The following is a 26,197-nucleotide window of genomic DNA, read 5'->3' as shown; positions in this document are numbered from 1 at the left end:
TGGCCCAAATGTGCTTCTAGAGAATGAAAGTATCATTCATGCGGGGAAAATTTTTACCACTGTAACCGGGCAAAAGCTCTAATACTGCCTGCTCCAAATGAGCGCCAACTCTGGCATACAAAAAGTACGGACAGCAACGACACCTCAGAGATTGACCGACACTCAATCCATCTGTATTTGTTGATCGCCGTTCAAAAAGGAGATCAACATGAAAAAGGCAATTTCTAGTATTGGCATAACCTTACTCATTTCAATTTCAATATCTGCATTTGCAAAAGACATAACTAACAGCTCAAATGAACTCACACCCGATAATTCAACCAGCGCAGACAACTTAATTTCCTTTGAAAACTTAAATGCTGATGGGGCACAACAAGAGCTATCGCCTCCAAGCATTTCGCCATCAACGAGCGAAGTCATTGAGCTAACTGGAATTCCATCGCCATTAATTGGCATCTAAGAGGAAGAAGCACGATTTTCAAGCTCTGAAAGCAATATTAGTCAATTCACTTTCGACCCTTCATACACGCCTATCTGTACAGAACTTAATCTAGAAACGAAGTACACTTTGAGTGGGACAGCTACGGGTACCTCACTTTGTTATTACTTCGCAGTGACTGATAATCCGGTGCGGATTGATGCATTTCTAGATGGTCAAGCGGTCGGTAATAATCACAATATTACAGTTGCTCAAGATGATCCAAGCAACCCGTACACATTCCCTACGTATTTTTCATCTAGTGCCGCAGGCAACGCTAATGAACGAGTATCCTTCATATCGGATGCAGGCCACTATTACTTGCTAATAGATGCAGCCCTGAGTGATGGTAGCCCGCTAAGCTTCATTTTCCGGTCGATACCGGACTTTGATGATTATGAGGTCAACGATGGACTATCACTTGCGACAGAATTAACGTACGCAGAATCAGTTGTTGGAAACATCGATTCAGTACTCGACAGCGATTTTTATACATACACAGCTGTTGGAACAAAACTGGTCTTTGACATTTCACAAAACACCAATTTCCACGCACTATAGGTTTCCCTCTATGACGGTGGTCCATGGTTGCAAGTTACTGGTAGCGGCAGATATACACATACTGCAACGCCCGGCGACGAGATCAAGTTCCTGGTCTTATCAACGGGTGTGCTAAATTCCAGTAATCCGTACACCATTACAGTTTACGATGACCGTGGTTTGAAAATAGGTCAAATGGTCGGCCATATCGTGAACAGTCAGACCTTAACTGGCCAAAATTACCTAAATCAAACCATTACTGGCTATTATGTAGATGGGTATCCTATTAAAGGCGGTGTGGTAGGCAATTATGTTAGATTCTTTGGCCAGCTAAAACTTCAGAACGGCGAGCCTGCGAGGATGATGCAATTCATATTTGACTATACAACTGCCGAAGATGGCATTGGCAGCGTATATCATGAAAAAATAGTGCGAGCAGACCACGATGGGTTTTTCGATATCCTTGTTCCCTTGCCTGAGTGCAAAGGATATTTCACCCATATTGAAGAAGTATCAGGTTTAGATCCTGACTTGCTGTTCACTTTTGATAGGGAGCGTTATCACGTTCGCGCAGATACTATTAATGGCGAAAAAGTACTTAGTACTGAAAACGAGTACTTTTTTAATCTCTGTCAGGTAAGAACAATTCCGGACGATGATAATCCAGTTATGCGTATCTTAAACCCATTTACTTACGAATAGCCTTTTAAGAAAGGGGTGAGATATTCACCCCTTTCGCTAAACCCCTCACTCAAAAAACGTATCAAAATAGTCTGTACTATCCACTACAGGAGAGGTTGCCTTATCGACAATACCGGCAATATAAACACTGTCATACTCATTCCATTGGAGCTCATGGTCTGCGTAATATTCAAGACTTGCCCCCTGGACAAACCCTAAATAGTTTTGGGTATATCGAGCTTCAAACATGTTTGCTGAGTAATGTATTCCCATACCTTCTTCTTTGACATTTTGACTAACCTCTCCATCAGCAACAGCGATTGTAGTTTCTCTAAATGTGTTTCCAGCCGAGAATGAGAAAGATAGGTTTAACGATCTAAATTGTTCGCTTTCACCCATAAGAGATTCAGTCAAAGTATCAATATTATCTTGCGTTACCGACAAATCATGATTGAAGGATGTGAGCATTGAGTCTACATCTTTTAGAATGGTTTCTAACTCTTCTGCTTCGGCCTTGGACAAAGGTTCACTGGATTCGTATGTCACTTCCAATGATCGACTGACACCTTTATTAATCCGAATATTGGTTTCATCACTGACAACTATTCCAATATCGATCCTTTTCCCCGAGTTTGTTTCAATCGACAAGGACGTCGTTGTTGACTCTTTGCTTCGATCTAATGAACCAGAGGGTTCCCACTTGTAAACGGCTTCGCCCTCTGGTCCAAAGACAGAAATAGAGCCAGCGAAGTCTCCAACTTCGACCTTTGTTTTAATTTCGGCGCTAGATACCCCTTCGTTAAATATACCTGCAGCACTGAGAATGCCGCTGAGCTGGATGTCTTTTTGTTTCAACGTATCAGCCATTTCAGATAGGCCTGTTTCTGAAACCCCTTGATCATCAACTTTTGCATCAACCATGGTGATGCGCTTATTAATGTCCGAGTGCTCAGACAAGTCGGGAGTATCGGTTAAAACGATCACCCCATCCTCAGGAAAATAGGACTTAGGTTCCTTGGGTGGTAATTCAACAACGCTCCCATTGGAATTCGGTTGCTGGGTAGATATAGATAGGATTACGCTTTCTGAGACATTTTGCGCCTTAGATATTCGTTCAATGAGATCATTGCTGTGCGATGTAGTAGACCTAGCTTGTGTAGACGACTCATCCACAGTGTACTGCTGGACCTCAGCAAGCCTGGTGACTGCCGATTGATTGGTAAACACTCCATAATAGTTTTCCATCATCCTTGGGCGCCTCCCTTATCGAATATAGTTCAGACCTTATCTATCGGCTGATACCTAATGAACATAACTCGCTTGGTGGCATATCTGTCCGCTTTGGTGTCACATCTGTCCTCTTAAGTTAGGTTCGATATCCAACGGAGTGGCCCAAGCCACAGTTTAGAATGGATAAACGCCCTACGAACCAGCATCAAAACGGCCTCCGACAACAAAAAATAAGCTCCATTGCGTAATACCAGTGGAGCCTATGCACTTGTTTCGCAATACAAACCCCAAAGGGCAACTCATTTTCACTTAAGCAATCAGCGCCAACGTCTGCTCCAAAGCCCGCTGTTTGATCTGCGCACCCTTCCCAAACCACGCCGAGTCCAACCGATTGTCCGTACTGCGCGCCCGGCGTTGATGGTCGACGTACTCGGTCACCGCATTGAGCAGGCCATAGGCAGTGCTCTTGGCGGACGGTAACTCAGCCCCTCGACCGTCCCCACTGTACAGTGCTAACGCTTTCTTGATGGCATATTCGTTGGGACGAACCGGTTTGCTGCCGAGGTTGTAGGCCGTATCCGTAAATACAGAGCCGAGTACTTTCTCAGCGGTCTTGCGTGTGATGCGTCGTTCACTGAGCGATTTCAGTCGATACATGAAGTCGTCCCACGCAGACACCGAGATGCCCAGTTGCTGTTTGACCGCTTGAGCATCGAAGGTGGTGTTGTGACGGACCTTCACAGCATGACCCGCGCCATTTACTGCTACTGCCAGGGTGTTGTTACACACTACCCGAATGCTGGTGAACTGAGCCGTGGTGGCGAGGGTGCCATCGCAGGCAGTGGCGAGCAGCAAGTAGCCGTTGGTTTGGTCCTGCCCGGCCAAGGTGCCACTTTGACCGGTCCGCGCCAGTGCCCAGAGCTTGCGACCGCCTTTGAGCACGCCGGCGGTTTCCAGCTCGAAGCCGGAGCGTTCAGTCAGGTCGCGATAGAACTCCAGGATCTCACGCGGCTGAACCACCTTGAAGCGGTCACTGACCACAGACAGTGGCGCTTGGGTATCGGAGCGGAACAATACCTTCTGATCGTCAAAGGTGCGGATCTGCCCCAGGCTGCCGGATTCCTGGCTGATGAAGCGGACTGGGGTCTCGCGGATGTCCCAGTCCATGCCAGCAGCTTTCATCCAAACGTGCAGGGGTTGTTGGCTGTCCAGTTGGTTACCCAAACCGTGCCAGGGTGTGCGGCCCACATAGGCCATGCTTTCGTCGTGATGTGCCATAAGGCGACTCCTTTTTATCGACAATAAGGGATTACCCGAACGAGCAGGTGATTAAGTTCAATGAGGGGGAGTGCAAATCAGACTTGGAGGAGAAGTAGTGCAGTTGCTGATGTACCAGGTAATTACACCCAGCCGCGCTCGGCCAGGCTGACCCATTCCGAGCGGGACACCACCAGATGGTCCAGCACTCGCACATCGATTAACGCCAGCGCATCTTTCAGTTGGCGCGTGATGTTCCGATCCGCCTGCGATGGCTCACAACACCCTGATGGATGGTTGTGCGCGAAAATCACCGCAGCCGCATTACAGGCCAGCGCCTTCTGCACCACCACGCGGGGATAGACCGCTGCACAATCCACGGTGCCGCTGAACAGTCGCTCGAAGTGCAGCACCCGATGCTTACTGCTCAAGAACAACGTCGCGAAATGCTCATTCGGCTCAGCGGCTAACGCCAGTTGCATAAAGCGCACGGCATCGGTTGGCTGGGTCAGCCTCTCTTGCTGAGTCAGGTCTTCCAGCAAAATGCTGGCGGCGGTACTGACGATCTGTTCCGGTTTAACACAGCCCTGTACGTGGTACAGGCCTTGTTCGTTTTTAACGAAGGCAGGCAGGTCCATAACAGACTCCTTGGTATTGGATAGGCGGAATACGAAAAAAAGAACCCGCACAAAGGCGGGCTCTAAAGGGGAATGACGGGGAACAGCAATGAAATCAAGCGGGCGTGTGGTCACCCAGGCTAAAGCGGTGATCGCATGCTAGGCAGCGCAGGTTATCGAGCAGGCTTTCATCCAGGCGGTCGCCCAGCGCCGCACCGGCTTGACCACCAGCCACGCCACCAACCAAACCACCGAGAATGGCGCCGGACACACCCCCAAGAACAGAACCTGCAGGGCCGGCAACAACACCAACGGCCATACCGATGCGTGCACCGCCAGCTGCAGCAGCAATGCCACTGGCAACACCGGCTACGGTACCGATGGAACCGCAAACTTTGCGGCCATGATGGAGCACTACCACTCGGGCAGAGCGGCAACTGGGGCATTGGACGATCATGGGTACCTCCTGAAGGTGGGGCCGGAATAAAAGTTTGAGTTCCGGATGTCAGGGAGGTGATATGTGGGTGAAAATTGGTTGGATCGAAGTGGGTAGAAATCACCAAACTAGGCAAGGATGTTGTTTGCTCTAATTTGGTATTTCCCTATGTCTTTGACTGGTCACAGCCGATGCAGCTCCAACTCAGCTGTCATCTTTAAGGTCACCTCCACTCGAAACAAATGTGCAAGCGCGCAGGTCGACACTTCATCGATACCAGTCAGACTTAAAGCACCCACTTTCTGTTATTTTACAAATGATTTATGCCTAATTATGCGGCACTATGCAGCTTAAAACCCGTTAAAATGTAGATTTAAGCTGTATATCTCGACCCATTCATGCATTTTTGGGGTTGTTCCACTTACTGACCAAGCCACCAAAGCTAGGCGTAACATCGTGCATAGGAAACAAAAATATGACCGAAATGGAAGATCGCTGGCTATCCGTAGACGAAATAGGCACCTACTTGGGTGTCAGCAATGACACCGTGTACCGCTGGATCGACAAACATGCCATGCCCGCTCATAAAGTAGGTCGTTTCTGGAAATTCAAAAAAGCGCAGGTTGATGCTTGGGTTGAAGCTGGTGGCGCAGCTGAAAAAGGCAAAGAAAAATCTATGAGTAATAAATGACTACGGCGGTTCCAATGAGTCAGCAGTATTCAACCATCGGATACGGATTCCTTCTAGAAGAAACTCTAATGTTGCTCGACGCCGCATTGGAGAGCAATGAAGCGCAAGCTGTGCGTGGCTCCTGTATCCAACATTGGCCTCAGAAGTCCGAGTCCAACAAGGAAAAGCTGTGGCAACACATGAAATATCGCTTCCTGGAAATCGAGAACAACTCGATCAAAAACACTTCGTTCCTGAAGATGTTTCGAAAGATCCGCAGCAATGATGAAGCGGTTCAGGATCTGGTGTTTTTCCAGCTATGCATAACTACCCCGATTCTTTTTGAAACCCTTTCACTTTTGGTTACAGACAGCTTCCTGAATACCGGCGAGGCCGTTTTCTCTCGCTATCATCTCGACCAGCTCCTGGAACGTAAATACGAGCGCATGCCTCAGTCAACTCGAGATCGAGTGCGGTCGATCCTCGTTAAGGCAGGACGCCTGAAGCTTTCGAAATCCAATTACTCGGTGACGACCTACTGCCCAACCGAGGCAGTATTGGGCTACGCGCTCTATTACGACGCATCAAAAAATGGTTGGCGGGCACCATCAACAGCCACGGTCATCAACGAAGGAACCATCGCCCCCATCTTCATGTGCAACCGCGCCTTGCTGATTGCCGGAGTCAACAAACTTGCAACCAAGGGGCACTGTGAATATCACCGGCACGGAAGCACGGACCAAGTTCAACTGATTCATCAATCGCTGGAGGAGTTTGTCGATGCCTGGAGATAACAAAACGACTCCAGCTCAGGCCAAGGCGCTCAATGAGCTTATAGGTTTGGTCGGCGAAAGCCACGCTGGCGGACGGACTCTTTGCTGTCTGATTGGCGGTCAAGGTTCCGGAAAAACATGGCTTGCGGAACACATGGCATCGCTGGGCGATTTTGGACAGGTCCGATATGTGAGCGTGAATGACATCGTTCTCGACCTGCTGGCAAAAGATCCCATGTTTGCCGAGGTGTTCGATTTCAATGCTACGACCGTCTCGGCGGATCTTAAACGCTACGGAAACAGACTTCGGAAGGTGGTACACGACCTTGTTGCCGAACAGCTATTACCAGAGGGACTGACCATTCTCGATCACCTGGAACTGGTTTTCGCGCTCGGCATGGACCCCATGACTACCTGGTACAACGATGCCGTTGGAAAAAGAAGAATTTTACTGGTGCTGACAGGACGAATGGCTGGTCAGCTTTGCCGCTGCGGGCAGTACACCCTGACTCGCGGAGATCAACCAATTGTGGAACTGGAGGCCTGATATGCCACTCATGAAGGATATGTTTGATTTCACGCCCGCCAGTAGCTGGGTGGAAAACTTCAACGAGTCGACTCACGATTCGGCCAGCCGGACGCGGATTTTCGAAAGCTTCGTCATGCTGCCCGAGGTTGAGGAGTCGGCCCGAATTATCCTGGACCGAATTCACCGTAAGCAAGGTCGCGGCTTCTTCATCACCGGTCTATACGGTTCCGGTAAGACTATCTTCATGGCATGGCTATCCGCCATTCTGACCGAACCGACGCTGCGCAAACAGTTCCTCGATACCAAGCCCGAATGGGGCATGGATGCGCTCGCACCACGAAAATTCCTCACGATCAACTTTACCGCCATTGAAGTGCCTGACGAGACACTCGAGCAGGCTTTCTGGAACTCGGTTACTGACCATTTGCGCCACCTCTCGCCGCCAGTAACGGCGACTCTGTCCAACACCGACGCCTATCTGGATACCTTTTTCAATCACACCGCCAGCGGCACCCGCAGCGATGTCGAGAACTGGATTCGTGACAACCGGAGTCTCTCCGTCGATCAGCTTCGCTCCTATGACAAGGAATATCAGAAGACCATCATTGAGCAGGCTGTTGCCGCCCTGAACATTCAACTCGTCCAGGACCGCACCACCGTCACGGAAAAGGTCAAGAAGTTGGTCGAGATCGCCAAAGAACGCGGCTATGAAGGCGTCCTGGTCTTTATTGACGAGTTGTATCTTCACCTGATCCAGAGCGACGAACACTTCAACCGGGGCACTGCTTTCCTTGGACAACTGGCCGAAGCTGGACTGGCCGGGGATCAGCCGTTATGGATTTTTGGCGCGGTCCAGGAGGAAATTCAGGCCATCGCTCGCCAAGCCGGGCGCAATTACGATACAGAGCTGATGGGCAAGCTTTCCGGGCAATCCGGCCGCTTCCAGTCCATCAACATCCCGGTCACGCAATTTCATCGCATCTACAATCACCGGCTGTTTCGTGAAAATTCCAAATGCGTTCATAAGCTCGCTGATGCCTTCAAGGCTGAAATTCAGCCGCATTTCCGGGGAGCCTTTACTGACTTCCTGAAACGGTACTTCCGCGAACGCGAACCCATCACCGACGAGGCAAAACACTTTGCCGACGTTTATCCGATGCATCCCTTCGGGCTGTACTGCCTCACCGCGATCACCAACCGGGGCGGCAGATCCCGTGGCGCACTGGGATTTGTCCAGGAATTCATTGAAAGACGTCTGCAGGATACCAGCGACTGGAAACGTATCGCGGTGCTCGATGACGTGTTCGACTACGAAGATCTGCGTAACAAGATCATCCAGGACGACCCGGAGATGGCCAAGTATTACGGGATGTTCGAGCGATTCTGTGGCACGGCCAGGGACGAGGTCCTGTCCCGCGCGCCTTATAAACGCTGGTCGGACGCCGATCAGGCTGCCGCCAAGGTAGCGAGCGAACGCCTGATCAAAGCATTGATCGTCCTCTCCATGGTCAAGGAAGAACTCACCGTTTCCAAGCTGAATGACGCGCTCTTGCTGCGATGGCCCGGCAAGGAAAGTGACCCCGCTGGAAGCGATCAGGAAACGGCCCGAATCCTGGAAAAGATTGCCCAAACATTTCCGCCCCTACGTCAGAAAGGCAGCGGGGATAATCTGAGCTTTTTCCTCTCCGTTGAAGGTGACGGGGGCGAACGCGAAGAGCTGTTGGTTGAAGTCGAGCGGGTCAAGAATGGCTTCGCACCGGATATTCAGCTTGAGAGCGCCTACCGCTCCCATCTTGAACTGTTCCTCCGCTTCCCGGGCAGTCCGCTGGGCGGCACTGTGCCACCACAACATGGTTTCTCGACCCAGGTGGATGTGGATTGGCAGCGAACCCGCCGCTCCCTGGACTATCGGCTTGAACCGGTAACGGCGCTCACCAACGACCACGCAGTCATCGGCTTTGTTAAGGACGTGCCCGCCACCAAGGCACTGCACCTGGCCGTGCTCTACCCGTCAGCCTCGCCGCTCGATGTCGAGATGGATGCAGTCCGTCATGGCAACGGACGGACCCTCGTATGGCTACCGGCCACATTACCAGCCCAGGATATCAATGAGCTCAAGCGTAGCATGGCTTTGGTCAAGCTCTTTGGTGACTACCAGTCCCAGGTTAACGCGGGCGGTGCTTCGCAATCCGTCCGGCGCAAGCTGGAGCTGCTGGGCGAATGGATTGACCTTCCCGCCGGAACCAAATCGGCCCAGCCCGCCCGCAAGGCCACGGAGATTTTACTCGAATCCTTTGTGAACGGCGAAATCCGTCAGTGGAATACCAAGGACCAGGCCTGGGAAATCCTCTGTGAGCCCGCAGAACTGCTCTCCCTCTACCACAGCATCCCGCAGAGTGAACGCTCTCTGGAACGGCTCCTGGAAAAGGTCGCCACCAAGGCTTTAGCAAAGGTCTTCTACTTTCATCCGGATTTCCGGGAGGCCTATTCCTTTAGCGCGGACTTGAGCAATCAGATGCGCAAACGCATCCTCGAAGCCATCTGGAAAGGCCGCGTGACCGACGGAGATGGGACTGCCAAGGCTGATCTTGAAAAGCACCTTGCGCCGCTTGGTTTGCTCAACACCGGTGTGCCCGGGGAGGTCTCGGTTACATTGGCCGCCAGCAGCGTGGAAGCCTTCAAAAAGGCGAAGGAGCGGATTCGGGACAATATCCGCAAGGCAATCCCGCCTGCCACCAACATTGCGGAAACCCGCAAACGGCTGAAAACCACGGACCTGGGATTGACCGACACCTGGGTGGATATCCTGATCACGCTGCTCATCAGCACCGGGGAGATCAGCGGCTTCACCATTCACGGCAAGACGGTCTCCCAGGATGATCGCACCATTGGCAGTCCGGTTGACTGGCTTGAGGAGCTGGATGAACTCCGTCCCGGGACGCGTCCGGATGAAACCCTGTGGCACGACCTGACCGAGTCGCTTCACGCTCTTGGCCTTTGGAAAGAAGGCACCGGTTACAGCCTGGCAGCCGCCGAGCGCCTCCTTGACCTCTTGAAGGAGGCGGAAACCCGTGCCCGGCACGAATTCCGCCAGGCCGAACAGGCATTGCAAACCTGGCCCGGAGCCTCGGTTCCCGACCCTATTTCCGAATGGGCCGACATCTTTGCGCTGCCCGAGGATGGAAGAGAAAGCCGGGTTGCCTGTTATGCCTCGGTGAGAGGAGCCCTGCGCGACATGCTGGGGCTTGCCGAGGACGATGATATTGAGGCGGCCAATCGTTACACCTGCGTTGAAGAATTCGCCCACCGCGTGCGGGAAGCCCGCGATTTTCTGGATCGCATTTCCGAGTTGGCGAGTCTCACCGGCAAACTGCGCGAACTCAAAACACTGGGCGTCCCGCCCACCATTGAAAAGCCATGCCAGGAGCTACTCGACAGCATCGAGACCTACGTCAAATCCGCTGGCGCGTCCGGGGAAATGAGCCGTATTACCGCCGAATGGAAGGATCTGCACGAGCTCTATCTCAACCAGTACCTGAGTGAACACGCGGGCCTGCACAACGATCTGAAAGCCCTCCGTGATGCCGTGCTCGGCAGCCCAAGCTATCAGGTGCTGAAGGACCTCTCACGGGTGGCAGGGCTCAGCGCCCATTTCAGTCCGACCTTTATCGAAGCCCAACTGACCAATCTGTTGACCCAGGTTGGCGTGCAGCAGGTATGCGAGCAGAGCCTGGATGACGTGAAGAACGACCTGTCCCACGGCTGGGTGTGTTCCACCTGTGGCTATAAACCCGGCAAGCGCCTGGAACTCAAGCCGGACCATTTCCTGGAATTGGTCGAGCGCGGCATCAAGGAATACCTGGATCATGTGCGGGGCTGCGAAGCCGAGCTCCGGGATTACGTAAGTGACACGCCCGCCGCAAATCCTTTGCTGGGGTTGCTCAGCGATCCCGCAGAGCAAAGCGCCCTCGATGCGCTGCAAGACGCCACCATGCGCCAACACCTGGCGGACGCCCTGGCCGAGGCGGAAGCGGTGAAGGTGAATGTCGACGATCTGTTGGACCAACTCAAGCCGCGCCTGCTTGGCTTCTTCAAGGGCGGGCGGCGGGAGTTTGAACAGTATGTACAGGGCGCACTGGATGAGCTGCTGAAAAAGAACGATACGGACGAAGAACAGCCTTGGAAGGTGGAGTAAGCAATGTCCATCGTTAGCGAAAAACCCCTGATCGAAATCCTGCCGCCCGAAGAGCAACACGACAGGTTTGATATCAACTATTACCTTCCAGAGTTCATTCACGCGGAACGGTACATAGAGAACTGTGATATCGATCTCACGACCTTAGGTGATGTAATGACCGATGACGCCTGCTACGGCGTTCTCCCGCCATCTTCAAGCTATTTGGAGGAAGGAGGCATATCTCTTGTCAGGTCATCAAATGTATCCAACAGCGGAATTGATTACGAAAGTGCCGTAAGGGTCCCATCTGAATGGATTCACTCCGAGCGTGCTCGAATAAAGAGTAACGACGTGCTCATTAGTATTAAGGGTGCTCGAGCATTCTTTGACATGTGCGTTGCTTCAGACAACCCGCCCGATGCTATCGTCAACGGAAGTATCTTCAGATTCCAGTGCAAAGAGGGCTTTGACCCGAAGTTCATAGTCTTGTGGCTGCTCAGCAAGCCGATCCAGTCAATGGTTTTCCGCGAACGAACCAACCTTGGAATCAGCTACATTTCTCAAGACATTCTGAAGAAGATCCCTTTTCCAAAAATTGAAAATCAAAAGCAACAACTTATTCTCCGGGGATATAACGCTGCCGTAGAAATGAAGGATGAAATGATCTCTTTCCTCAATGAAATGGTTCACGCGAAATCACTGGCCAGGAATGTAATAAGTAATATCTACCGAGATAAATTAGGGATGGAAGAGCCATCGGCTCCAGTGTTGAAGGTTAGAATCGTTGACTCTTCAAAGATTCAAGACAGGCTCGATTGGAAAACATATGACCCTAACCTGATATCAGATGCGGAAAAACTGGCTAAGAACTTCCCCAGTAAAACTTTTGTCATGGATGTTGCGGGGATCAAGGATACATACAAACCTGCAACGACCTATTCCAATGACGATGTAAAGCTTATTCGCGTTAAGCTTTATGGGAAGGGAGCAGAACTTCGGGAAACAAGAGCGCCAAACAGTATATCGGGGTCGGTTGCGCAGGCGGATAGTGGAGAGGTGGTTGTTTCTCGTATTGATTGTACGCAAGGGGCTGTAGCAGTAGTTTCTGACGAATTGGATGGTGGCGTTGTATCCAAGGAGTTCTTCTTGATACGACTTGATGAAACGAAGCTGCGAACACAGTTATTCGTCAGGATATTGCTGCATAAACGATATGTTCAGTACCTCCTTAGCTTTCGGACTGGGGCTACGAATCGGTTGCGCTTGGACAAAGATGTTCTTATGGAGCTTCCTTTGCCAAAACTGCCAACTGACCAACAAGACGCAATTCTAGATGAATTGCGAATAGCTGAAGACAAGCTTTTCCATGTTGAATCAATAGAAGCAGATGCTCACAGGATGGCCGATGGGTTGGTTGAACTTGCGCTAGATAACGTAATTGACCTAAGTGAGGATTCATACCTTTCTGAGCTATCTGAAACCGCAAAAGCTATTAAGCAGAAATTACTAAAACAGGTGAAGGAGGCACTGCAATGACCGCCATGGAACAAGCCCTGGCTAGCATGTGGCGCAGCCGTGATCTGAAGAAGTTTTATCTCCTGGTCAATGACGTTCGCGGCTATTTTGCCGAAGCGTCCACCGAACTGCGGATCGATGGCCAAGCCATTCCTGTGCATGTATGTGCCAATGAGTTTGGATTGCGCCGCCATACCGAACCCGAACGACGGCAATCGAATCCACTCGCTCGTATCATCATTTCGCGTCAACAGCTTCAGCCGGATCATTTGCCGGACTTACAGGCCCGCTCCAGCGTGTCGCCCCGCACGGTTACAGGTTGTGACATAGCAAAGGCGCTTGGCGTGCAAAATCCCCGGGCCTTGCTTGACCGGCTTCCCATCCCCGCATTCTGGAACCTGGCCCCGTACCTGCCGCAGCTCGGTGCTTACAGTCTGGAGCGCGTGGTGCTCGCCTCGCTGCTGAACGATCCCAGCGTGTTGTCTGCAGGCTGGGAGCCGGAGCGGATTCTCGACAAGCTCTGGTACGAGAGTGCGCTGGAACGGGTACGCGAGGTTCTGGGCTCGGTCGATGCGGATGAACGCCGGGCGTTGGAGCAAGAGTTTCTGGACGTGGTTCGCACCTGGCTAGATAGGCCCCGTTTCGCTCTGGTCGAAGCCGCCGTGCTGGAAAACGACCCGCCACCGGTGCTGCCGATTTGCCTGCTCGCTTCCATTCTGGATGGCTGGAAGATGCTTACGCCGGAACGCATGCGTACCTTCCTCGATGGCAGCGAACTGGGCGACCTGTTTGTTGACGTGCTCAAGGAAGGGCAAAGCCTGCACGGGCTTGCCGAATGGGGCCGTCGCATCACCCTCAAAGATGACGCGCCCTGCAAACAGGCGCTGCACTACCTACAGCAAGAGGTTTTCCTGAAACACCCCAGTGCCGTCACCGAGTCTCTAGCGACAGTGGTTAAAGGGGTTGGCGGCAAAGGCTCAGGGCGCCTATTAAATCAGCTTGTCCAGGTGCTGGAAGCTGATGGAGGCATACTCGCCCAAGGCCTGGCGGTCACTCTGCACGCGCTGCTGGATGTAGTGGTAAACGGGGAGCGGGCCGACACGCTTCCGCTTGAAAAGGCTCCTTGCAAACTGACCGATGCGTTGGAAGCACCGGATGCCCCGGAATGGGAAGAGTTGCTTGAAGCCCTACGCCGACATCAGGCCCGCGAGCAGTACGAGGACCACGTGTCGCTGCTGGAAGCGATGGTCACAATTCACCGGCTTACGGACAAAGCCGAGGCAGCGGTGAAGAATCTCGCCAGCCTGGATTGGAAGGCCTGGCTGGCATTGGTGGATTCGGTGTATCTACCACTCTCAACGATGGTTGTAGAAGCTGAACGTCACTCCAATCAGTTGCCTAAAAAAGTAAATGTGTTTCGCATCACTCAGCGTGCGAAAAAGGCTTGCGATGCGATTCGCGTTGCCTGGGCGGATTTCTATGTGCAGCCGAGTAGAGGTCTTCCGAAATGGCTGAACGAACGGCAATTTGCTGCTGGAACCAGTAGGCCATGGCTAAATAGTGATGTGATGGAATTTGCCGTCAAGCCACTGCTGCAGGACTCCGAAATCAAGCAGGTCTATTTACTGGTCTTCGACGGGATGAGCGTGGCGAACTGGATCTTGTTGCGCGACCGATTCCTAATGATGCCGGGGCGCGAACTGTTTAGACCTTACCTGGCACTGGGACCAGAGTTCCGCGCCTGCACCTATCTGCCCAGTATTACCGAATATTGCAGACAGGCTATCTTTGCAGGAGCATCGCCTGCAGAATTTCGTTCGTGGACGAACGGCCGCAGTGAGCCAGATTTGGCAGAGCAGGCTCTGTCAAACCTCGGCTTAAATCCGTCTGGTTGGTGGGATAAGAAGAAGGGGTATGTCTGTTACAACGAAAAAGATGCGAATCCGGAGACGTTAAATAAGAAGGTTCGGCAACTCGTTGACTCATCCCTGCGATTCAAGACGATTGTTTTCAATTTACAAGACCGCTTGCTTCAAAAAGGCATGTCCAGTTTGCAGGAAATCATGCTGGCTTATGTTAAAGAAGTTGCGTTACCGCATTTGCGGAGAATTGCTGCTCAAGAGAAGGTGGCTGTGGTGATTACCGCTGACCATGGCTTCACTTGGTACAACAAACAATATGTGATTGATGATCTGAAGCCAAAGAATCCTGGCAGAGAGGTCATCATCCATAACCGTTGTCTTGAGTATCTCACCTCTCGCGACTCAAGGGATGGCCCAGCAGATATTAAGAAGGTGCTAGGCCAAGATATTGCTCTGCCAAATAGCATTCACTCTATTGAGCTGCCAACGGCCCATGACAGTTATGGTTGGCCTGGACCTGGACGATCTGCAAACAATAATCCTTACGACGTGCAAGGCAATGATCATGGCGGTTTAACGCCAGAAGAAACGGTTGTTCCGGTAGCGGTATATATTTCAAAAAGCTGATTAAGAATTTATGGCGACTTTAGAGCAATTTAAAGAATTTTTGGTCTCGAGTTTGAGCTTCAAGGCCCACCAGATCAATGACGGCGATGGTTCAGGTGTTGCCCCAACGATTGAAGGGCTGGATGAGAAAGCAGAGTTTCTAGTGTCAACCAGTGTTGGCAACTGCTATGCAGCCTTCAAGCATGAGGGCTCGGCAACGTTGAGCGAATCTGAGGCCAACCGGTACAAAGCACTCAGTATTCTTATGCCCAATGGTCCGGCAGCCTATTGCGTCATTGAGGTAGCTGGTCATTTGCGGATCTATCTCGTTGAAAAAGGAAATGAGATTCACGACGAGATAAAGGACTGGGACGACGTTCGCGATGCCGAAGACATGGCGCGCGAATTCAAGCCAGATGTGGTGAAAGGCCTGCAGCAGTGGGCGCAGAAGACGCTCCATACGGAAAATAGTCTACCCCGCTTCGTGCAACTCATGAAGGGCTGCTGGCAGGACATTTGGGACATTGAGAACAAGCGCAATGACTGGATCTTTGACGAGTTCACGCGCTTCCTGTTTATCAAGCTTAATGAGGACGCGAAGCCCAGCGGAAGTTTCACCACCGCTAAGTTGAAATCGTATTGCGAACAAAACAAACACATGGGCGACAAGGCCGCCCAGAACTTCATCAACAACCTGTTCGATGACCTGAAGGGGCACCATCCCGAAGTCTTTACTGACGAGAACGAGCGTGTGCTCAGCAAGGCGGCAACCGTTGAGCGGGTCATTGCCCGTCTTGAAGGGATTAACCTGAAAGACACCCAGGGCGATGTGCTTGGCCGTGCCTTCGAAATCATGCTGTCCGATACCTTCAAGGGTAAAGACCTCGGTCAGTTCTTTACACCACGAGAAATCGTCGCCTTCATGCTGGACCTTGCCCGGGACAACCCAGACGGTCCGGCCTTGGACATCGAAAAAAGCGAGCGTTTTCTGGATGCTTGCGCAGGGTCAGGTGGTTTTCTGATCGCCACTTACGAGGACGTGTACAAGCACGCACTCTCCAACGGCGTGGAGCCACGCAAGAAAGATCAACTCCTAAAGCGCCTCGGCCAGGAGGCCTTCTTCGCGTGCGAGATTGAAGAGAAAGCGGCTCGCCTTGGAAAACTGAACATGATCGTTCACGCCGTCAACGCGCAGAACGCTCAGTGGCTTCACCAAAACTACCTCTACAACGAGGAATACGGTGGCTTGAAACCGTCAGTTGAATACGAGGTCGACTTCGGCGACGGCAAGAAAAAGCGCCGCATAGGACCGGACAGCATCGATCTCGTACTGACCAATCCGCCATTCGGCAAGTCCGTTAAAACCGAGGGTATCCTACTGGACTATCAGTTCGGACATGAGGTCAAGGTCTTCAAGTCCAAGGGCCGTCCACCGGAGAAGCGACCGAAAAAAAGTCAGGACAGCGAGGTCCTCTTCATTGAGCACTATCTTCGGGTGTTGAAGCCGGGCGGCAAGTTGCTCATAGTTCTTCCCGATGGCGTGTTGTCTAACGCCACTGCGAAACCCGTTCGGGATTACATGCGTGAGCACGCCATCATCAAGGCCGTGATTTCTCTGCCAAGCGAAACCTTTGCATCAACCGGAACCTCCATTCCGACCAATGTGGTGTATCTGCAGAAGAAGCGCCCAGGAGATGTTCAGGGCGATATCTTCATGGCTCGGGCGGACCACGTTGGCCGCCGGGCTAATGGCGACCCGCTCAATAAAAACGACCTCCCGTTCATCCTTGAAAAATTCCGTGAATGGCAAACAGGGACACTTGAACTCCCGGAGGAGGATAACGAGTGAGCGAGCTTTATATAGGAAAACATCTCGATCCCAATGGGATGCCGGGAGAGCTATACCGCCACAAACTTAGTGACCTGATCACTCACACCTTTATTTGTGGCGGCTCAGGCTCCGGCAAGACGGTAATGGGCAAAGCCATCATTGAGGAAGTAGCCCTCAAGGGGGTTCCCTCGATTATCGTGGATCTCAAGGGCGATTTGTCTTCCTTGGCGCTTGCTTTCGGAGAACTGGCAGCCCCGGCCGTAGCGCCATGGGTCGAGGTGGAAGACAAATCTACGCTTGGTCGCGCCGCCTTGGCTGAAGCCAACACCTTTCGGAAACGGTTATGGGGTTGGGGGCTTGCCGAAACCAACGTGCGGGAGTTTTCCAACCAGGTAGCCGTTGAAATTTTCACCCCCCGCAGCGAGCTCGGCCGCCGGGTATCCATTCCGCTCATTTCTTCACCGCCACCGGACATCAACAAGCTGTTTGACGAAGACCCGGATACAGCTTCGGTCATGGTGACCAGCATGGCGGAAGCGCTGGTTCGCCGGGTGATCCCCACGGGACAGAGGGACCGGGAAACGGATTTTGTTACCGCTCTCATCGAGCACGCCTGGCGCACGGGCGTTGATCTGACTGGTGAGGCAGGTCTTGGGCAATTGGTCTCCATGATTTTGGAACCGCCCTTTGCCACCATTGGTGTGCTGGGGATCGATGACCATATTCCTGAGAACCGGCGTCAAAAGCTTGCACAGGCTGTAAACGGACAGCTCGTCGGCGCGGCCGCCAACTGGGTTCGTGGCGAAGAGATGAGCATCGACAAGCTGGTTGGGGCCAACCGTGTCGACGGCAAGACCCAGGTCAGCGTTATCAGCCTCGCTCACATCACCGACTTTGAGGATCAGAGCTTCGTTGTCGCCCAAATTGCCTTTGCGATCAACGCCTGGATGCGAAAACAAGGTAGCGCCCCCGGTGGAAACAGGCCACGTCTGTTGTTTTTCCTGGATGAGATCGGCGGTGGGGGTGGAAAGACCGCTTTCTATCCTACTTATCCCTATACATCCACCTGCAAGCCCGCACTGAATATCCTGGTCAAGCAAGGACGTGCCTTTGGTGTCGGCTGCATTCTGGCAACGCAAAACCCCGGGGATATTGACTATAAAGGCCTTTCGAACTGCGCCACCTGGATCGTCGGAAAACTGCAGACAAAAAGAGATCGTGACAAGGTTCGTGAGGGATTGACCGACGCGGAATTTTCACCTTCCGACCTGGCAAAGAAGCTCGCACGGCCCAAGACAGGCGAGTTCATGCTCCTGAACAAGGAAGGCGATGTCCATTTCATCAAGGAACGCTGGCTGCTGACTTATCACTGCACGATGAGTCCGGAGCAGCTTCGCCGTTATAAAGCCAAGGGGTTGGCTCACTATGAAGGCTCACTGAATACAGACATTGCCCTAGAGGATTTCGAGGAGACCATCAAGTCCGACGAGCAGGAAGAAATCCAATCGCTTTGGAACGATGCCAAGGACTCTATCGGGCAAGCTTGCAACCTGCTCGAAAAGATTCTCGATCACGACATCAACTCCGAGAAAGCACGGCTTTGGATATCCATCCTGCGTGACCCGGATGGATTCAATCGCCGCCTTCAGGAAGCCCAAAGGCAGCTTGCCGAGTATGCAGAAGCAGCTCCCAGTCCCATGGCTGGCAAAGGCCACGAACCCAGTGGCCTGATGACGTTGCTCTCTGAAAAGAAGAGTGCGAGCCAAGGTCCTTCGTTCAACGACACACGCCCGGTGACGAGTTCTGCTTCCACGCCGCCATCGGGCGATAGCGTCCTTGTAGAGGATGATGGCAGTGTCACCTACAAGGGGCGAACCTTCCAGCTTTACCGGAGATACGCTGGCAAATCTGTGGCGTTCATCGAGGAAAATGGGGAGCTGAAATTTTCTATCGAAGGTAAGGTTCTCTCGAAAAGTTTCAAGCTGTAGGGTAGCGGTAAAGTGTTAAGCAGACTGGGGCGATTCAAATCATGCGGGATACCCGGTTACGAAGTTATGTTGCAATCAGTGAGGCGTTGTAAAAGTGTCTGACAGCCACGGTTTCATTATTGCAGCTTCGTCTACATTCTGTGGTCGTAAGTGTTGCCACCTATATCACATTTCACGCTACAAGAGGGAGCATGAGTAATCTCTATATCTGGCGATACATGTCCCTGGCGAAATATGTAGATCTACTTCGCTCTAGGTCGATTTTCTGCCCCAAGGCATCTCTGTTCCAAGATAAGACGGAAGGTAAATGGATTGCCCACGCAATTCTTTGGAGGGAGAAGCAGCGATGGCAACGTATTCGTGGTTATGCTGATCGGCTGCGAGGTGTTCTCGATCAGGCTAAAGGAAATCAAGATGCCATTTTAGTAGGCGCAGAGAATGTCTACACACAGCTAGCTCCCGAGGATGAAAGATCTGTTCTAGCAGATGTACTAAAGCAGGTATCTCTTGTTTATCCTCATAAACGGAAGGAATACCTTGAGCACACAGTAGAAAGTTGGTTTAAGCATCATGATAGCTATAACTCCAGTGTGGCTAAGTGGCAGAGTGAATTGGCAATAGATAGAGAATCGACTTATATCAGCTGCTGGAACCGTGCTGCTTCAATGTCCCTTGCTATGTGGAATTTATATGGTGGGGGAATGGAGTCAGTGGCGATTCGACTAGAGTGCGGAAAATTAGAAGCTCTTATCGAGGAAAACTTAGATTGGCTCACAAAAAACGACCTGGATGGGCAGGTGGTCGAGGTAGAGTATGTAGATGGCCTCAACAACCCTAGAGAAGAATTACAGAAAGATTTAATAGGCAGACTCGGTGTTGGTAAGGACGTTAGGATAGGCGCATTCAGTATTAAGCCTGCGTTGTATGAATACGAACGTGAGATTCGGTTGATTATCTATCCAAAGATAGATATTCGAAGTCCTAGTGCGGATCCACATCCAGAGCCGGATGGGATCTCTTTAAAAATTGGAAACGAGGATGGCAATCTTTCGGATTTTATTGACGCAGTATATGTCCATCCACTATTGAGCTCTGACTCTATGATGGTTCGGGTAGTTAAGGCAATAAACCAGCAGTTCGGGCTTTCCGATTTACCAATCGTTACGGATAGAATAGAAGCGATTGGTCCTAATATGGCACTTGAACCAACCGGTTATTCCAGCGGTTAAGCTTTTCTTCGGATCGCGCAATTGGGGCACGCCTACAATAAGTTTAAAGCCTGTTACCTGTTAAGAGTTTTAAAGCAGGCGCAGTATTAATTCGGTGACAATGGAATGAATGATACGAAGCGTTTAGAACTAATTTCTGAAGCGGTACTGTATTGTCAGCGTGTAAGAGATCTCGGGATGCCTGTGTCAGCATATTCCAAAGCACTGAGAGAACCAATTCATTTCTTGTGGGAAAGAAGGTTTGGCTCAAAAGAAAAATGTGCGACCTATCGCTCAAAGGCGGCGATTGGCATAAGCTTAAAAAATCGCCAACTTATTTATGATCATTCAATTCCTTTCAGGTACTTGCAAAAAGCACTACTCGCAATCGAAAGCCCTTCGCTGTTACAGATTGAGACAGTTTTGGAAAAATATGGGTGTACAGCACTGATTACGATAAATGAGGATTTTCAATTGAAAGCGTCTGGGTTTAATCATCGAATGCCCCATGATTGGGATGGTATAGATCCATTGGCGAGGTATCGTTCAGTTAGAATTGAGTTGTTGAAAAACGAATTATTTATGCGCCATGTCGAGTGAAGAAAATTTTTCATCACTGGCATTATAAAAAATGTGCTTTACCGTCAATGCGGTCAGGTTGGGCAGGCTATCACAACAATATGTACCTGGAATGAGAAAAAAGATCAGGGTGTTTTATTTACCTATCCACTCATGTCTTTTAATAGGCATGTTCAATGGATTTTGGCAGTCTGATTGGAGTGTTTGGACCCTCGGTATTAGGCATTTGGTACGCGGGTAACGCACTGGGTAATATTTAATTGAAAATAAAAAATAATTATTAAAATCAAGTAGATAGAGTATTTTATTGAGTCCCGCCGCCTCCACCAATCAATAAAAAGGCCACCCATCGGGTGGCCTTTTTATTTGATCAGATGAAAGCAGGGATCGTTCGCTAACAGCGTCGGGTTCGACCATTCGCCAGGAGCGAACGGGACCGCCGCCGGCCCTAACCTCCCACCAATCCGTCGGGTCGATCTACCGATTTAGACGCTTTTCATCCAAGCGTCCACAAAGAAAGTGAGGCTCAATTATCAACAGACCAAAACAGCGTCTGTAACCTTCGCTCACGCATCCAAAATTCCTAACCCCCAACACTCTCCAAATAAATACAAAACATATCCGCCATGTGTTCTGCATAGGTTTTAATCTCTTTGGCAGTGCGTGGCGTTTCCGAAAAACTTTTGCCTGCTTCTGTCAGCGTATCCAAGATCAGCTCACTCACAGTGTCTCGTTTTTGTCGGGTCGCTTTTGGTAGAACCTCTTTGAAGAACCGCGCCATTAACAGTTCACTTTCAGCCATTACCTCCTGCACCTCAGGCGCGTCTCGATACAGGGGGGCGGCATCGTTTAATGCACCTCGTATGTCGGCTTCATCGCATTCGGACTGAATAAATTGATGCACCAGCGTGCGTAAGCGTTCGAGTGGTGGCTGCTCGGTATTGCCTAAAATCTCGGCGCACATATCGGTCGTTCTGCGCCATTCGTCGCTTTGCAGTCGAAACAGGATGGCGGCCTTGTTGGGGAAGTATTGATACAGCGATCCCACGCTCACTCCGGCTCTTTGAGCAACTCTTGCCGTGGTGAAACGTGCGGCGCCTTCTTGCGCTAAAACCTGAATAGCAGCTTCCAGCACGGCGTCGATCAGAGCATTTGCTCGGGCTTGTTTGGGCGTTTTTCTTTGAGAAACCAAGGACTTGCTGTTTTTGGTCATTGGGCTTTCCGAATGCGAATAGAGAAGCTGACGAATTCGTCATATATTGAATTCGTAAATGCGAATAATCAATCAGGTTTTATTCGTCGCTCAAAAAACATTCTAGGAAACACTATGAACACGCTTTACTCGGAGCCGCTGGCTCCCTTGCTTGATCGACTCTATGGCGCTGCCGATAAAGCGACCAGCCCAGCTATGGCAGCGCTGTCGGCTAATGAAATTAGTCGTCTGATGCAAAGCAAAACCGAGTACCTGGATTTATACAGTCAGTTAAAAGATCTCTGGTTACCTGTTTCTCGTGAGGCTGGGCAATTGCTCTATATGTTGGCGCGGAGCACTCGAGCCCGAACGATTGTTGAATTTGGTACGTCGTTCGGTATTTCGACGCTCCACCTTGCGGCCGCTTTGCGCGATAACGGCGGTGGTCGTTTGATTACTACCGAGTTTGAACCTTCTAAATTGTTGCGTGCTCAAGAGCATATTGCCGCCAGTGGGTTGTCCGATTTGGTGGAAATTCGACCCGGCGATGCGTTGGTTACGCTTGCTTGCGATTTACCGGAATCCATCGATTTGTTGTTACTCGATGGCAGTAAATCTCTTTACGCCGATATTCTGGATCTGGTGGAAGATCGGTTACGCCCTGGTGCACTCATCGTGGCGGACAATACTGATTTTTGCCCGGACTATGTACGCCGTGTCCGTCAGATTGAGAACGGATATCTCACCGTTTCTTTTGCCGATGATATTGAAATTTCCATGCGCACTATCGGCTGATTTTGAACGAAATTGTTGAGTATCCAATTTTAAATTTGATGAGAGCATCTATGAGTAAGAAATCAAAAACCGCCATTGTTACCGGTGCCTCCCGAGGCATTGGCGTGGCGTTGGCAAAGCAGTTGGCGGCCGATGGTTTTAATGTTGTCGTGAATTATGCCAACCGTGTGGACGCAGCCCAGTTGGTCGTTCGTGACATTGTTGGCGAGGGTGGTTCCGCCATTGCCATTCAGGCGGACGTCGCCAGGGCTGAGGAATTTAAGCGCTTGTTTGACGAGGCGGAGTCCGTTTTTGGTGGCGTTGATGTGTTGGTCAACAATGCTGGCGCAACCATGATGTGCCCGCTGAAAGATGTAACGGATGCTGACTTCCAACGCATTGTGTCGATCAATCTGGTTGGAACATTTAATGGCATGCGCGAAGCCGCCAACCGGCTGCCTGATGGCGGTCGCATTATCAATTTGTCGACCAGCGTTATTGGCAGTTATTTACCCGGAGCCAGTGTATACGCTGCGACCAAATCGGCAGTGGAAGCCTTAACGCATACGTTGGCAAAAGAACTGGGCCCGCGTCAGGTGACGGTTAACGCCATCGCCCCAGGCCCGACGGCAACTGAGCTGTTTTACGAAGGTCGTTCCAAGGAATTTATCGAGCAGATTGTCGGTGGTATTCCGATGGGGCGGATTGGTGAACCTGAGGACATCGCGGGCGTGGTTTCTTTTCTGGCAGGTCCGCAAAGCGCTTGGGTGAGTGGGCAGGTTATTAAGGTGAATGGCGGCCGTAACTGATTTGATGCCGGGTGTAACTAAAACGAAGTAACGCTCGAAGCGCCGGTCTGTTTAGACCGGCGCTTTTGTCGAGGTCTGTTCAGGAGCGATCAAATGCCGGCGTACCATTGGTAGCCGCGATCTTCCCAGAATCCACCTTTGCCGCCCCACAGATTTTTAAAGCTATCAACCACTTCAATTCGCATAACATATTTCGCTTGTTTGTAACCCAACTGACGTTCTACCCGCAGTCGAATGGGGGCGCCGTGCCCGACGGTTAAATCGGCATCGTTCATTGCATAAGCAAGGATGGTTTGCGGGTGGAAGGCGTCGATCAGATCGATGCTTTCGTAGTAGCGACCGCTGCCATCGAAGGTTTTTTCCAATTCGTCGGCGCAGTGGAAAACGACAAACCGACCTTCTGTTTTGACGCCGGCTGCCTGGAGCAGTTGGCCCAACGGCACTCCGGTCCACTTGCCAATGGCGCTCCAGCCTTCGACGCAATCGTGGCGGGTAATTTGTGTGCGTGACGGCATTGCTTTGAGGTCGGCCAGTGAAAATTCCAGTGGTCGATGAACCAGGCCGTCCACCTTCAGTCGCCAATCGGCAAAGTTATTTTGATGCAGAGAAATGTATTCTCTTGAGTCGGGCGCTTCGGTGCCGTTGACGCGAAAAATTGGGGAAATGTCGGCGTCGGAAAATTCTTTTGCCAAGGGTCTTAACCGCAGGATCAGACGTTGAGATTGCATCGTCAGACTGTCGGTCGATTGCAACAGATGATTGATGTCCATGCGCGGCTTCAGGGCGTAAGCGCCGCCCAAGGCGAGTGCGCCGGCACCCAGGCCGCCGCCAATCAGAAAGCGTCGGCGGTTCAGTGAATTACTCATCGGTGGGTTCCTCAAATCGAATGGCATAACGACCGCTGACCATCGAGCGCAGGTTGTTCCACGGCCCCGAGAGAACAACCATGGCGACATGAACGATGACAAACAGCACCAGCAGCGTTGCGGTTATAAAGTGAATGGATCGTGCCGATTGGCGGCCACCGAAAACGTCTATGAGGTGTGGCAAGGCGGCGTTTATGCCGGGCGACATTGATAAGCCGGTGAGCACCATCGTTGGCAGCAAAAGCACAATGACGGCGATGTAGGCCAATTTCTGGAGGGCGTTGTAGTGCTTTGCTGCTTCGCCCGAGGGAAAACGAAGCCGCGCGTGATCAACAATTTCCTGCCACAAATGGCGTAAGCCCAGTTGGTGACGTTGGGGTAATAAATCACGACGCAGGTGTCCGCTGGCAAGACTGTGGATCAGGTAGACCAAACCGTTGATCACAAACACCCAGGCAAAGAAAAAATGCCAGCGGCGGCCGGCCGCCAGGTCTTGATACGAAGGCAGTGTCAGCCAGGCGGGAAAGGCTCGTTGCCTGGATGTGCCTTCGTGCGTGGACAAACCCAGAACACCCGTCGTCGGAATGCTCAGCGTGCCTACCTCAAGATAACCCTGCGGTTCGCCGTCGCGTTGCTTGGCGCCGATCTCGAGAAAAGCGGGGTCGGCATTTGCGCCAGCTTGACCCCAGTGCAGCCGAGGGTAGGCGTTGAAAATCTGGAGTCCGCTGAACAGCAGTAGGCTCAGGCACAGAACATTGACCCAGTGGGTCAGTCGGGTGGTCACGGAGTGGCGCGCTACCAGTTGCACTGTCTGCCGGCGGTGCGAGGAAAGTTGTGGCATCTGAACTACCTGTCGAGTGAACGGATTCAGCTTTGGAAACGAACAATCGTCTGATCAAAAACATTCCCGGCTGGAGGGGATGGGTCCGGCCGGGAATGTCTGTGGTTTACATCGGCGGAACCACGCCGTTGGTACCAACGATGACCTGTTGACCGATCACCGAACCGTCTGCCGCCTTCTGTGCAAAAACAAAGACGGCTGCGCCGCGCACTAAATCGGTTTGGGTTGCCGGGGCAAAGGTGACTACCGGTGTGCCTTCGGGAATGGTGATTCGTTTTTGCTGGCCATGGTAGGAAACGGTGACGGTGCGGCCATCCACACCTTCAACCGCATCGGCCACGGTGGCGTTGGTCATGGTGCTGTTCGGTTGCAAATCCCAGCCGAAGCTGCCTTCGCCAGTGCCTTTCATCATGGCCGGGAAGATCAACACTTCCAGTGCGCCGGCGCTGCCATCTGCCATCGGCAGTGACGCAATACCCACGTAATCGCCAGGTTTGATGTCGGTGATTTGTGCGCTGGCAACGCCCGATACGATCCAGCCGTTGGCCAGGGCGATGTCGAGGTCTTCACCTTCGCGCGTGGTGACTTCAAGGGTGTTGCCATGGAAGCGGTCGATTGAGCCGCGGATGTTGACCGGCTGTGCCGTGGCGTCTGCCGCTGCAACTGAACCGATTCCTGCAATGACAGGCAGGCTGATAATGGCTGCGAACGCCATCGGCATTAATTTCTTCATCGTTT

The 26,197-nt window shown here is 51.7% G+C and carries 23 protein-coding genes; 15 read left to right on the top strand and 8 right to left on the bottom strand.

From position 1 onward, the window contains the following. The first annotated feature begins 208 nt into the window (after positions 1–208). The 3 genes from DW349_RS17420 to DW349_RS14710 all read left to right on the top strand — a co-directional run bounded on the left by DW349_RS17420 (position 209) and on the right by DW349_RS14710 (position 1,720). Positions 209–460, top strand: coding sequence for a hypothetical protein (locus tag DW349_RS17420; RefSeq protein ID WP_157954210.1), 252 nt, complete (start codon positions 209–211; stop codon positions 458–460). Between the two features lie 108 nt (positions 461–568). After that, a complete protein-coding gene (locus tag DW349_RS17415) occupies positions 569–1,039 on the top strand; it encodes a hypothetical protein (RefSeq protein WP_157954209.1) in 471 nt (156 codons plus the stop codon). 27 nt (positions 1,040–1,066) lie between these two features. After that, a complete protein-coding gene (locus tag DW349_RS14710; RefSeq protein WP_157954208.1) occupies positions 1,067–1,720 on the top strand; it encodes a hypothetical protein in 654 nt (217 codons plus the stop codon). Positions 1,721–1,765: 45 nt separating this feature from the next. Here the strand turns inward: DW349_RS14710 and DW349_RS14705 are convergent, their stop codons facing one another. The 4 genes from DW349_RS14705 to DW349_RS14690 all read right to left on the bottom strand — a co-directional run bounded on the left by DW349_RS14705 (position 1,766) and on the right by DW349_RS14690 (position 5,260). Beyond that, positions 1,766–2,947, bottom strand: a complete 1,182-nt coding sequence (locus DW349_RS14705; protein WP_108123949.1) for a hypothetical protein — start codon at positions 2,945–2,947, stop codon at positions 1,766–1,768. A 291-nt stretch (positions 2,948–3,238) separates the two neighbouring features. Next, on the bottom strand, positions 3,239–4,207 hold the full coding sequence (locus DW349_RS14700) for a DUF932 domain-containing protein (RefSeq protein ID WP_108123948.1): 969 nt from the start codon (positions 4,205–4,207) through the stop codon (positions 3,239–3,241). 122 nt (positions 4,208–4,329) lie between these two features. Next, positions 4,330–4,824 (bottom strand): RadC family protein, encoded by a 495-nt coding sequence (radC, locus tag DW349_RS14695; RefSeq protein ID WP_108123947.1) that lies wholly within the window; start codon positions 4,822–4,824, stop codon positions 4,330–4,332. 94 nt (positions 4,825–4,918) lie between these two features. Then, the gene (locus tag DW349_RS14690; RefSeq protein ID WP_108123946.1) at positions 4,919–5,260 is read right to left on the bottom strand and encodes a hypothetical protein; all 342 of its coding nucleotides are present in this window, start codon (positions 5,258–5,260) and stop codon (positions 4,919–4,921) included. A gap of 454 nt (positions 5,261–5,714) precedes the next feature. On the opposite strand from DW349_RS14690, the gene DW349_RS14685 reads away from it, so the two are divergent. From DW349_RS14685 to DW349_RS17410, 10 genes are all read left to right on the top strand, one after another. Continuing rightward, positions 5,715–5,930, top strand: coding sequence for a helix-turn-helix domain-containing protein (locus tag DW349_RS14685; protein ID WP_108123945.1), 216 nt, complete (start codon positions 5,715–5,717; stop codon positions 5,928–5,930). A gap of 68 nt (positions 5,931–5,998) precedes the next feature. Beyond that, complete coding sequence (locus DW349_RS14680) at positions 5,999–6,703, top strand: hypothetical protein (protein WP_157954207.1); 705 nt, start codon at positions 5,999–6,001, stop codon at positions 6,701–6,703. Further along, on the top strand, positions 6,690–7,229 hold the full coding sequence (locus DW349_RS14675) for a hypothetical protein (RefSeq protein ID WP_108123943.1): 540 nt from the start codon (positions 6,690–6,692) through the stop codon (positions 7,227–7,229). Before DW349_RS14680 ends, DW349_RS14675 begins: the two co-directional genes overlap by 14 nt. A gap of 1 nt (position 7,230) precedes the next feature. Beyond that, positions 7,231–11,406, top strand: coding sequence for a hypothetical protein (locus DW349_RS14670; protein ID WP_108123942.1), 4,176 nt, complete (start codon positions 7,231–7,233; stop codon positions 11,404–11,406). A 3-nt stretch (positions 11,407–11,409) separates the two neighbouring features. Further along, positions 11,410–12,924 (top strand): restriction endonuclease subunit S, encoded by a 1,515-nt coding sequence (locus DW349_RS14665; RefSeq protein ID WP_108123941.1) that lies wholly within the window; start codon positions 11,410–11,412, stop codon positions 12,922–12,924. Continuing rightward, the gene (locus tag DW349_RS14660) at positions 12,921–15,392 is read left to right on the top strand and encodes a PglZ domain-containing protein (protein ID WP_108123940.1); all 2,472 of its coding nucleotides are present in this window, start codon (positions 12,921–12,923) and stop codon (positions 15,390–15,392) included. The genes DW349_RS14665 and DW349_RS14660 overlap by 4 nt, the downstream gene beginning before the upstream one ends. A gap of 10 nt (positions 15,393–15,402) precedes the next feature. Beyond that, positions 15,403–17,220, top strand: a complete 1,818-nt coding sequence (locus tag DW349_RS14655; RefSeq protein WP_108123939.1) for an N-6 DNA methylase — start codon at positions 15,403–15,405, stop codon at positions 17,218–17,220. After that, a complete protein-coding gene (locus tag DW349_RS14650) occupies positions 17,217–19,190 on the top strand; it encodes an ATP-binding protein (RefSeq protein WP_108123938.1) in 1,974 nt (657 codons plus the stop codon). Before DW349_RS14655 ends, DW349_RS14650 begins: the two co-directional genes overlap by 4 nt. 191 nt (positions 19,191–19,381) lie before the next feature. Then, entirely contained in the window at positions 19,382–20,419 is a 1,038-nt protein-coding gene (locus tag DW349_RS14645; protein WP_108123937.1) for a DUF2971 domain-containing protein, read from the top strand. Between the two features lie 105 nt (positions 20,420–20,524). Further along, a complete protein-coding gene (locus DW349_RS17410; protein WP_157954206.1) occupies positions 20,525–20,998 on the top strand; it encodes a hypothetical protein in 474 nt (157 codons plus the stop codon). Positions 20,999–21,560: 562 nt separating this feature from the next. Here DW349_RS17410 and DW349_RS14640 read toward each other — a convergent pair. Then, on the bottom strand, positions 21,561–22,190 hold the full coding sequence (locus DW349_RS14640; protein ID WP_108123936.1) for a TetR/AcrR family transcriptional regulator: 630 nt from the start codon (positions 22,188–22,190) through the stop codon (positions 21,561–21,563). A 114-nt stretch (positions 22,191–22,304) separates the two neighbouring features. On the opposite strand from DW349_RS14640, the gene DW349_RS14635 reads away from it, so the two are divergent. Together DW349_RS14635 and DW349_RS14630 are read left to right on the top strand one after the other, a co-directional pair. Further along, positions 22,305–22,964, top strand: coding sequence for an O-methyltransferase (locus DW349_RS14635; RefSeq protein WP_108123935.1), 660 nt, complete (start codon positions 22,305–22,307; stop codon positions 22,962–22,964). Between the two features lie 50 nt (positions 22,965–23,014). After that, entirely contained in the window at positions 23,015–23,752 is a 738-nt protein-coding gene (locus DW349_RS14630; RefSeq protein ID WP_108123934.1) for an SDR family oxidoreductase, read from the top strand. A gap of 89 nt (positions 23,753–23,841) precedes the next feature. Here DW349_RS14630 and DW349_RS14625 read toward each other — a convergent pair whose 3' ends face one another. From DW349_RS14625 to DW349_RS14615, 3 genes are all read right to left on the bottom strand, one after another. Next, positions 23,842–24,618 carry a molybdopterin-binding protein gene (locus tag DW349_RS14625; RefSeq protein WP_108123933.1) on the bottom strand — a complete coding sequence of 259 codons (777 nt, stop codon included), beginning with the start codon at positions 24,616–24,618 and terminating at the stop codon, positions 23,842–23,844. Next, complete coding sequence (locus DW349_RS14620; RefSeq protein ID WP_108123932.1) at positions 24,611–25,459, bottom strand: cytochrome b/b6 domain-containing protein; 849 nt, start codon at positions 25,457–25,459, stop codon at positions 24,611–24,613. Before DW349_RS14620 ends, DW349_RS14625 begins: the two co-directional genes overlap by 8 nt. Positions 25,460–25,565: 106 nt before the next feature. Further along, positions 25,566–26,192, bottom strand: coding sequence for a hypothetical protein (locus DW349_RS14615; RefSeq protein WP_108123931.1), 627 nt, complete (start codon positions 26,190–26,192; stop codon positions 25,566–25,568). Positions 26,193–26,197 lie beyond the last annotated feature (5 nt).

It is taken from the genome of Saccharospirillum mangrovi (genome assembly GCF_003367315.1).
In the GTDB taxonomy this organism is placed as follows: domain Bacteria; phylum Pseudomonadota; class Gammaproteobacteria; order Pseudomonadales; family Natronospirillaceae; genus Saccharospirillum; species Saccharospirillum mangrovi.
Note: the sequence above shows the minus strand (reverse complement) of the source record. Positions and strands in the feature narration are given on the sequence as shown.

Coding starts and splice junctions, on each gene's coding strand:
- DW349_RS14630 (WP_108123934.1), top strand. CDS start 23,015: ATGAGTAAGAAATCAAAAACCGCCATTGTTACCGGTGCCTCCCGAGGC.
- DW349_RS14660 (WP_108123940.1), top strand. CDS start 12,921: ATGACCGCCATGGAACAAGCCCTGGCTAGCATGTGGCGCAGCCGTGAT.
- DW349_RS14675 (WP_108123943.1), top strand. CDS start 6,690: ATGCCTGGAGATAACAAAACGACTCCAGCTCAGGCCAAGGCGCTCAAT.
- DW349_RS14705 (WP_108123949.1), bottom strand. CDS start 2,947: ATGATGGAAAACTATTATGGAGTGTTTACCAATCAATCGGCAGTCACC.
- DW349_RS14640 (WP_108123936.1), bottom strand. CDS start 22,190: ATGACCAAAAACAGCAAGTCCTTGGTTTCTCAAAGAAAAACGCCCAAA.
- radC (WP_108123947.1), bottom strand. CDS start 4,824: ATGGACCTGCCTGCCTTCGTTAAAAACGAACAAGGCCTGTACCACGTA.
- DW349_RS14665 (WP_108123941.1), top strand. CDS start 11,410: ATGTCCATCGTTAGCGAAAAACCCCTGATCGAAATCCTGCCGCCCGAA.
- DW349_RS17420 (WP_157954210.1), top strand. CDS start 209: ATGAAAAAGGCAATTTCTAGTATTGGCATAACCTTACTCATTTCAATT.
- DW349_RS17410 (WP_157954206.1), top strand. CDS start 20,525: ATGAATGATACGAAGCGTTTAGAACTAATTTCTGAAGCGGTACTGTAT.
- DW349_RS14615 (WP_108123931.1), bottom strand. CDS start 26,192: ATGAAGAAATTAATGCCGATGGCGTTCGCAGCCATTATCAGCCTGCCT.
- DW349_RS14635 (WP_108123935.1), top strand. CDS start 22,305: ATGAACACGCTTTACTCGGAGCCGCTGGCTCCCTTGCTTGATCGACTC.
- DW349_RS14620 (WP_108123932.1), bottom strand. CDS start 25,459: ATGCCACAACTTTCCTCGCACCGCCGGCAGACAGTGCAACTGGTAGCG.
- DW349_RS14670 (WP_108123942.1), top strand. CDS start 7,231: ATGCCACTCATGAAGGATATGTTTGATTTCACGCCCGCCAGTAGCTGG.
- DW349_RS14625 (WP_108123933.1), bottom strand. CDS start 24,618: ATGAGTAATTCACTGAACCGCCGACGCTTTCTGATTGGCGGCGGCCTG.
- DW349_RS14655 (WP_108123939.1), top strand. CDS start 15,403: ATGGCGACTTTAGAGCAATTTAAAGAATTTTTGGTCTCGAGTTTGAGC.
- DW349_RS14645 (WP_108123937.1), top strand. CDS start 19,382: ATGAGTAATCTCTATATCTGGCGATACATGTCCCTGGCGAAATATGTA.
- DW349_RS14690 (WP_108123946.1), bottom strand. CDS start 5,260: ATGATCGTCCAATGCCCCAGTTGCCGCTCTGCCCGAGTGGTAGTGCTC.
- DW349_RS14685 (WP_108123945.1), top strand. CDS start 5,715: ATGACCGAAATGGAAGATCGCTGGCTATCCGTAGACGAAATAGGCACC.
- DW349_RS14700 (WP_108123948.1), bottom strand. CDS start 4,207: ATGGCACATCACGACGAAAGCATGGCCTATGTGGGCCGCACACCCTGG.
- DW349_RS14680 (WP_157954207.1), top strand. CDS start 5,999: ATGTTGCTCGACGCCGCATTGGAGAGCAATGAAGCGCAAGCTGTGCGT.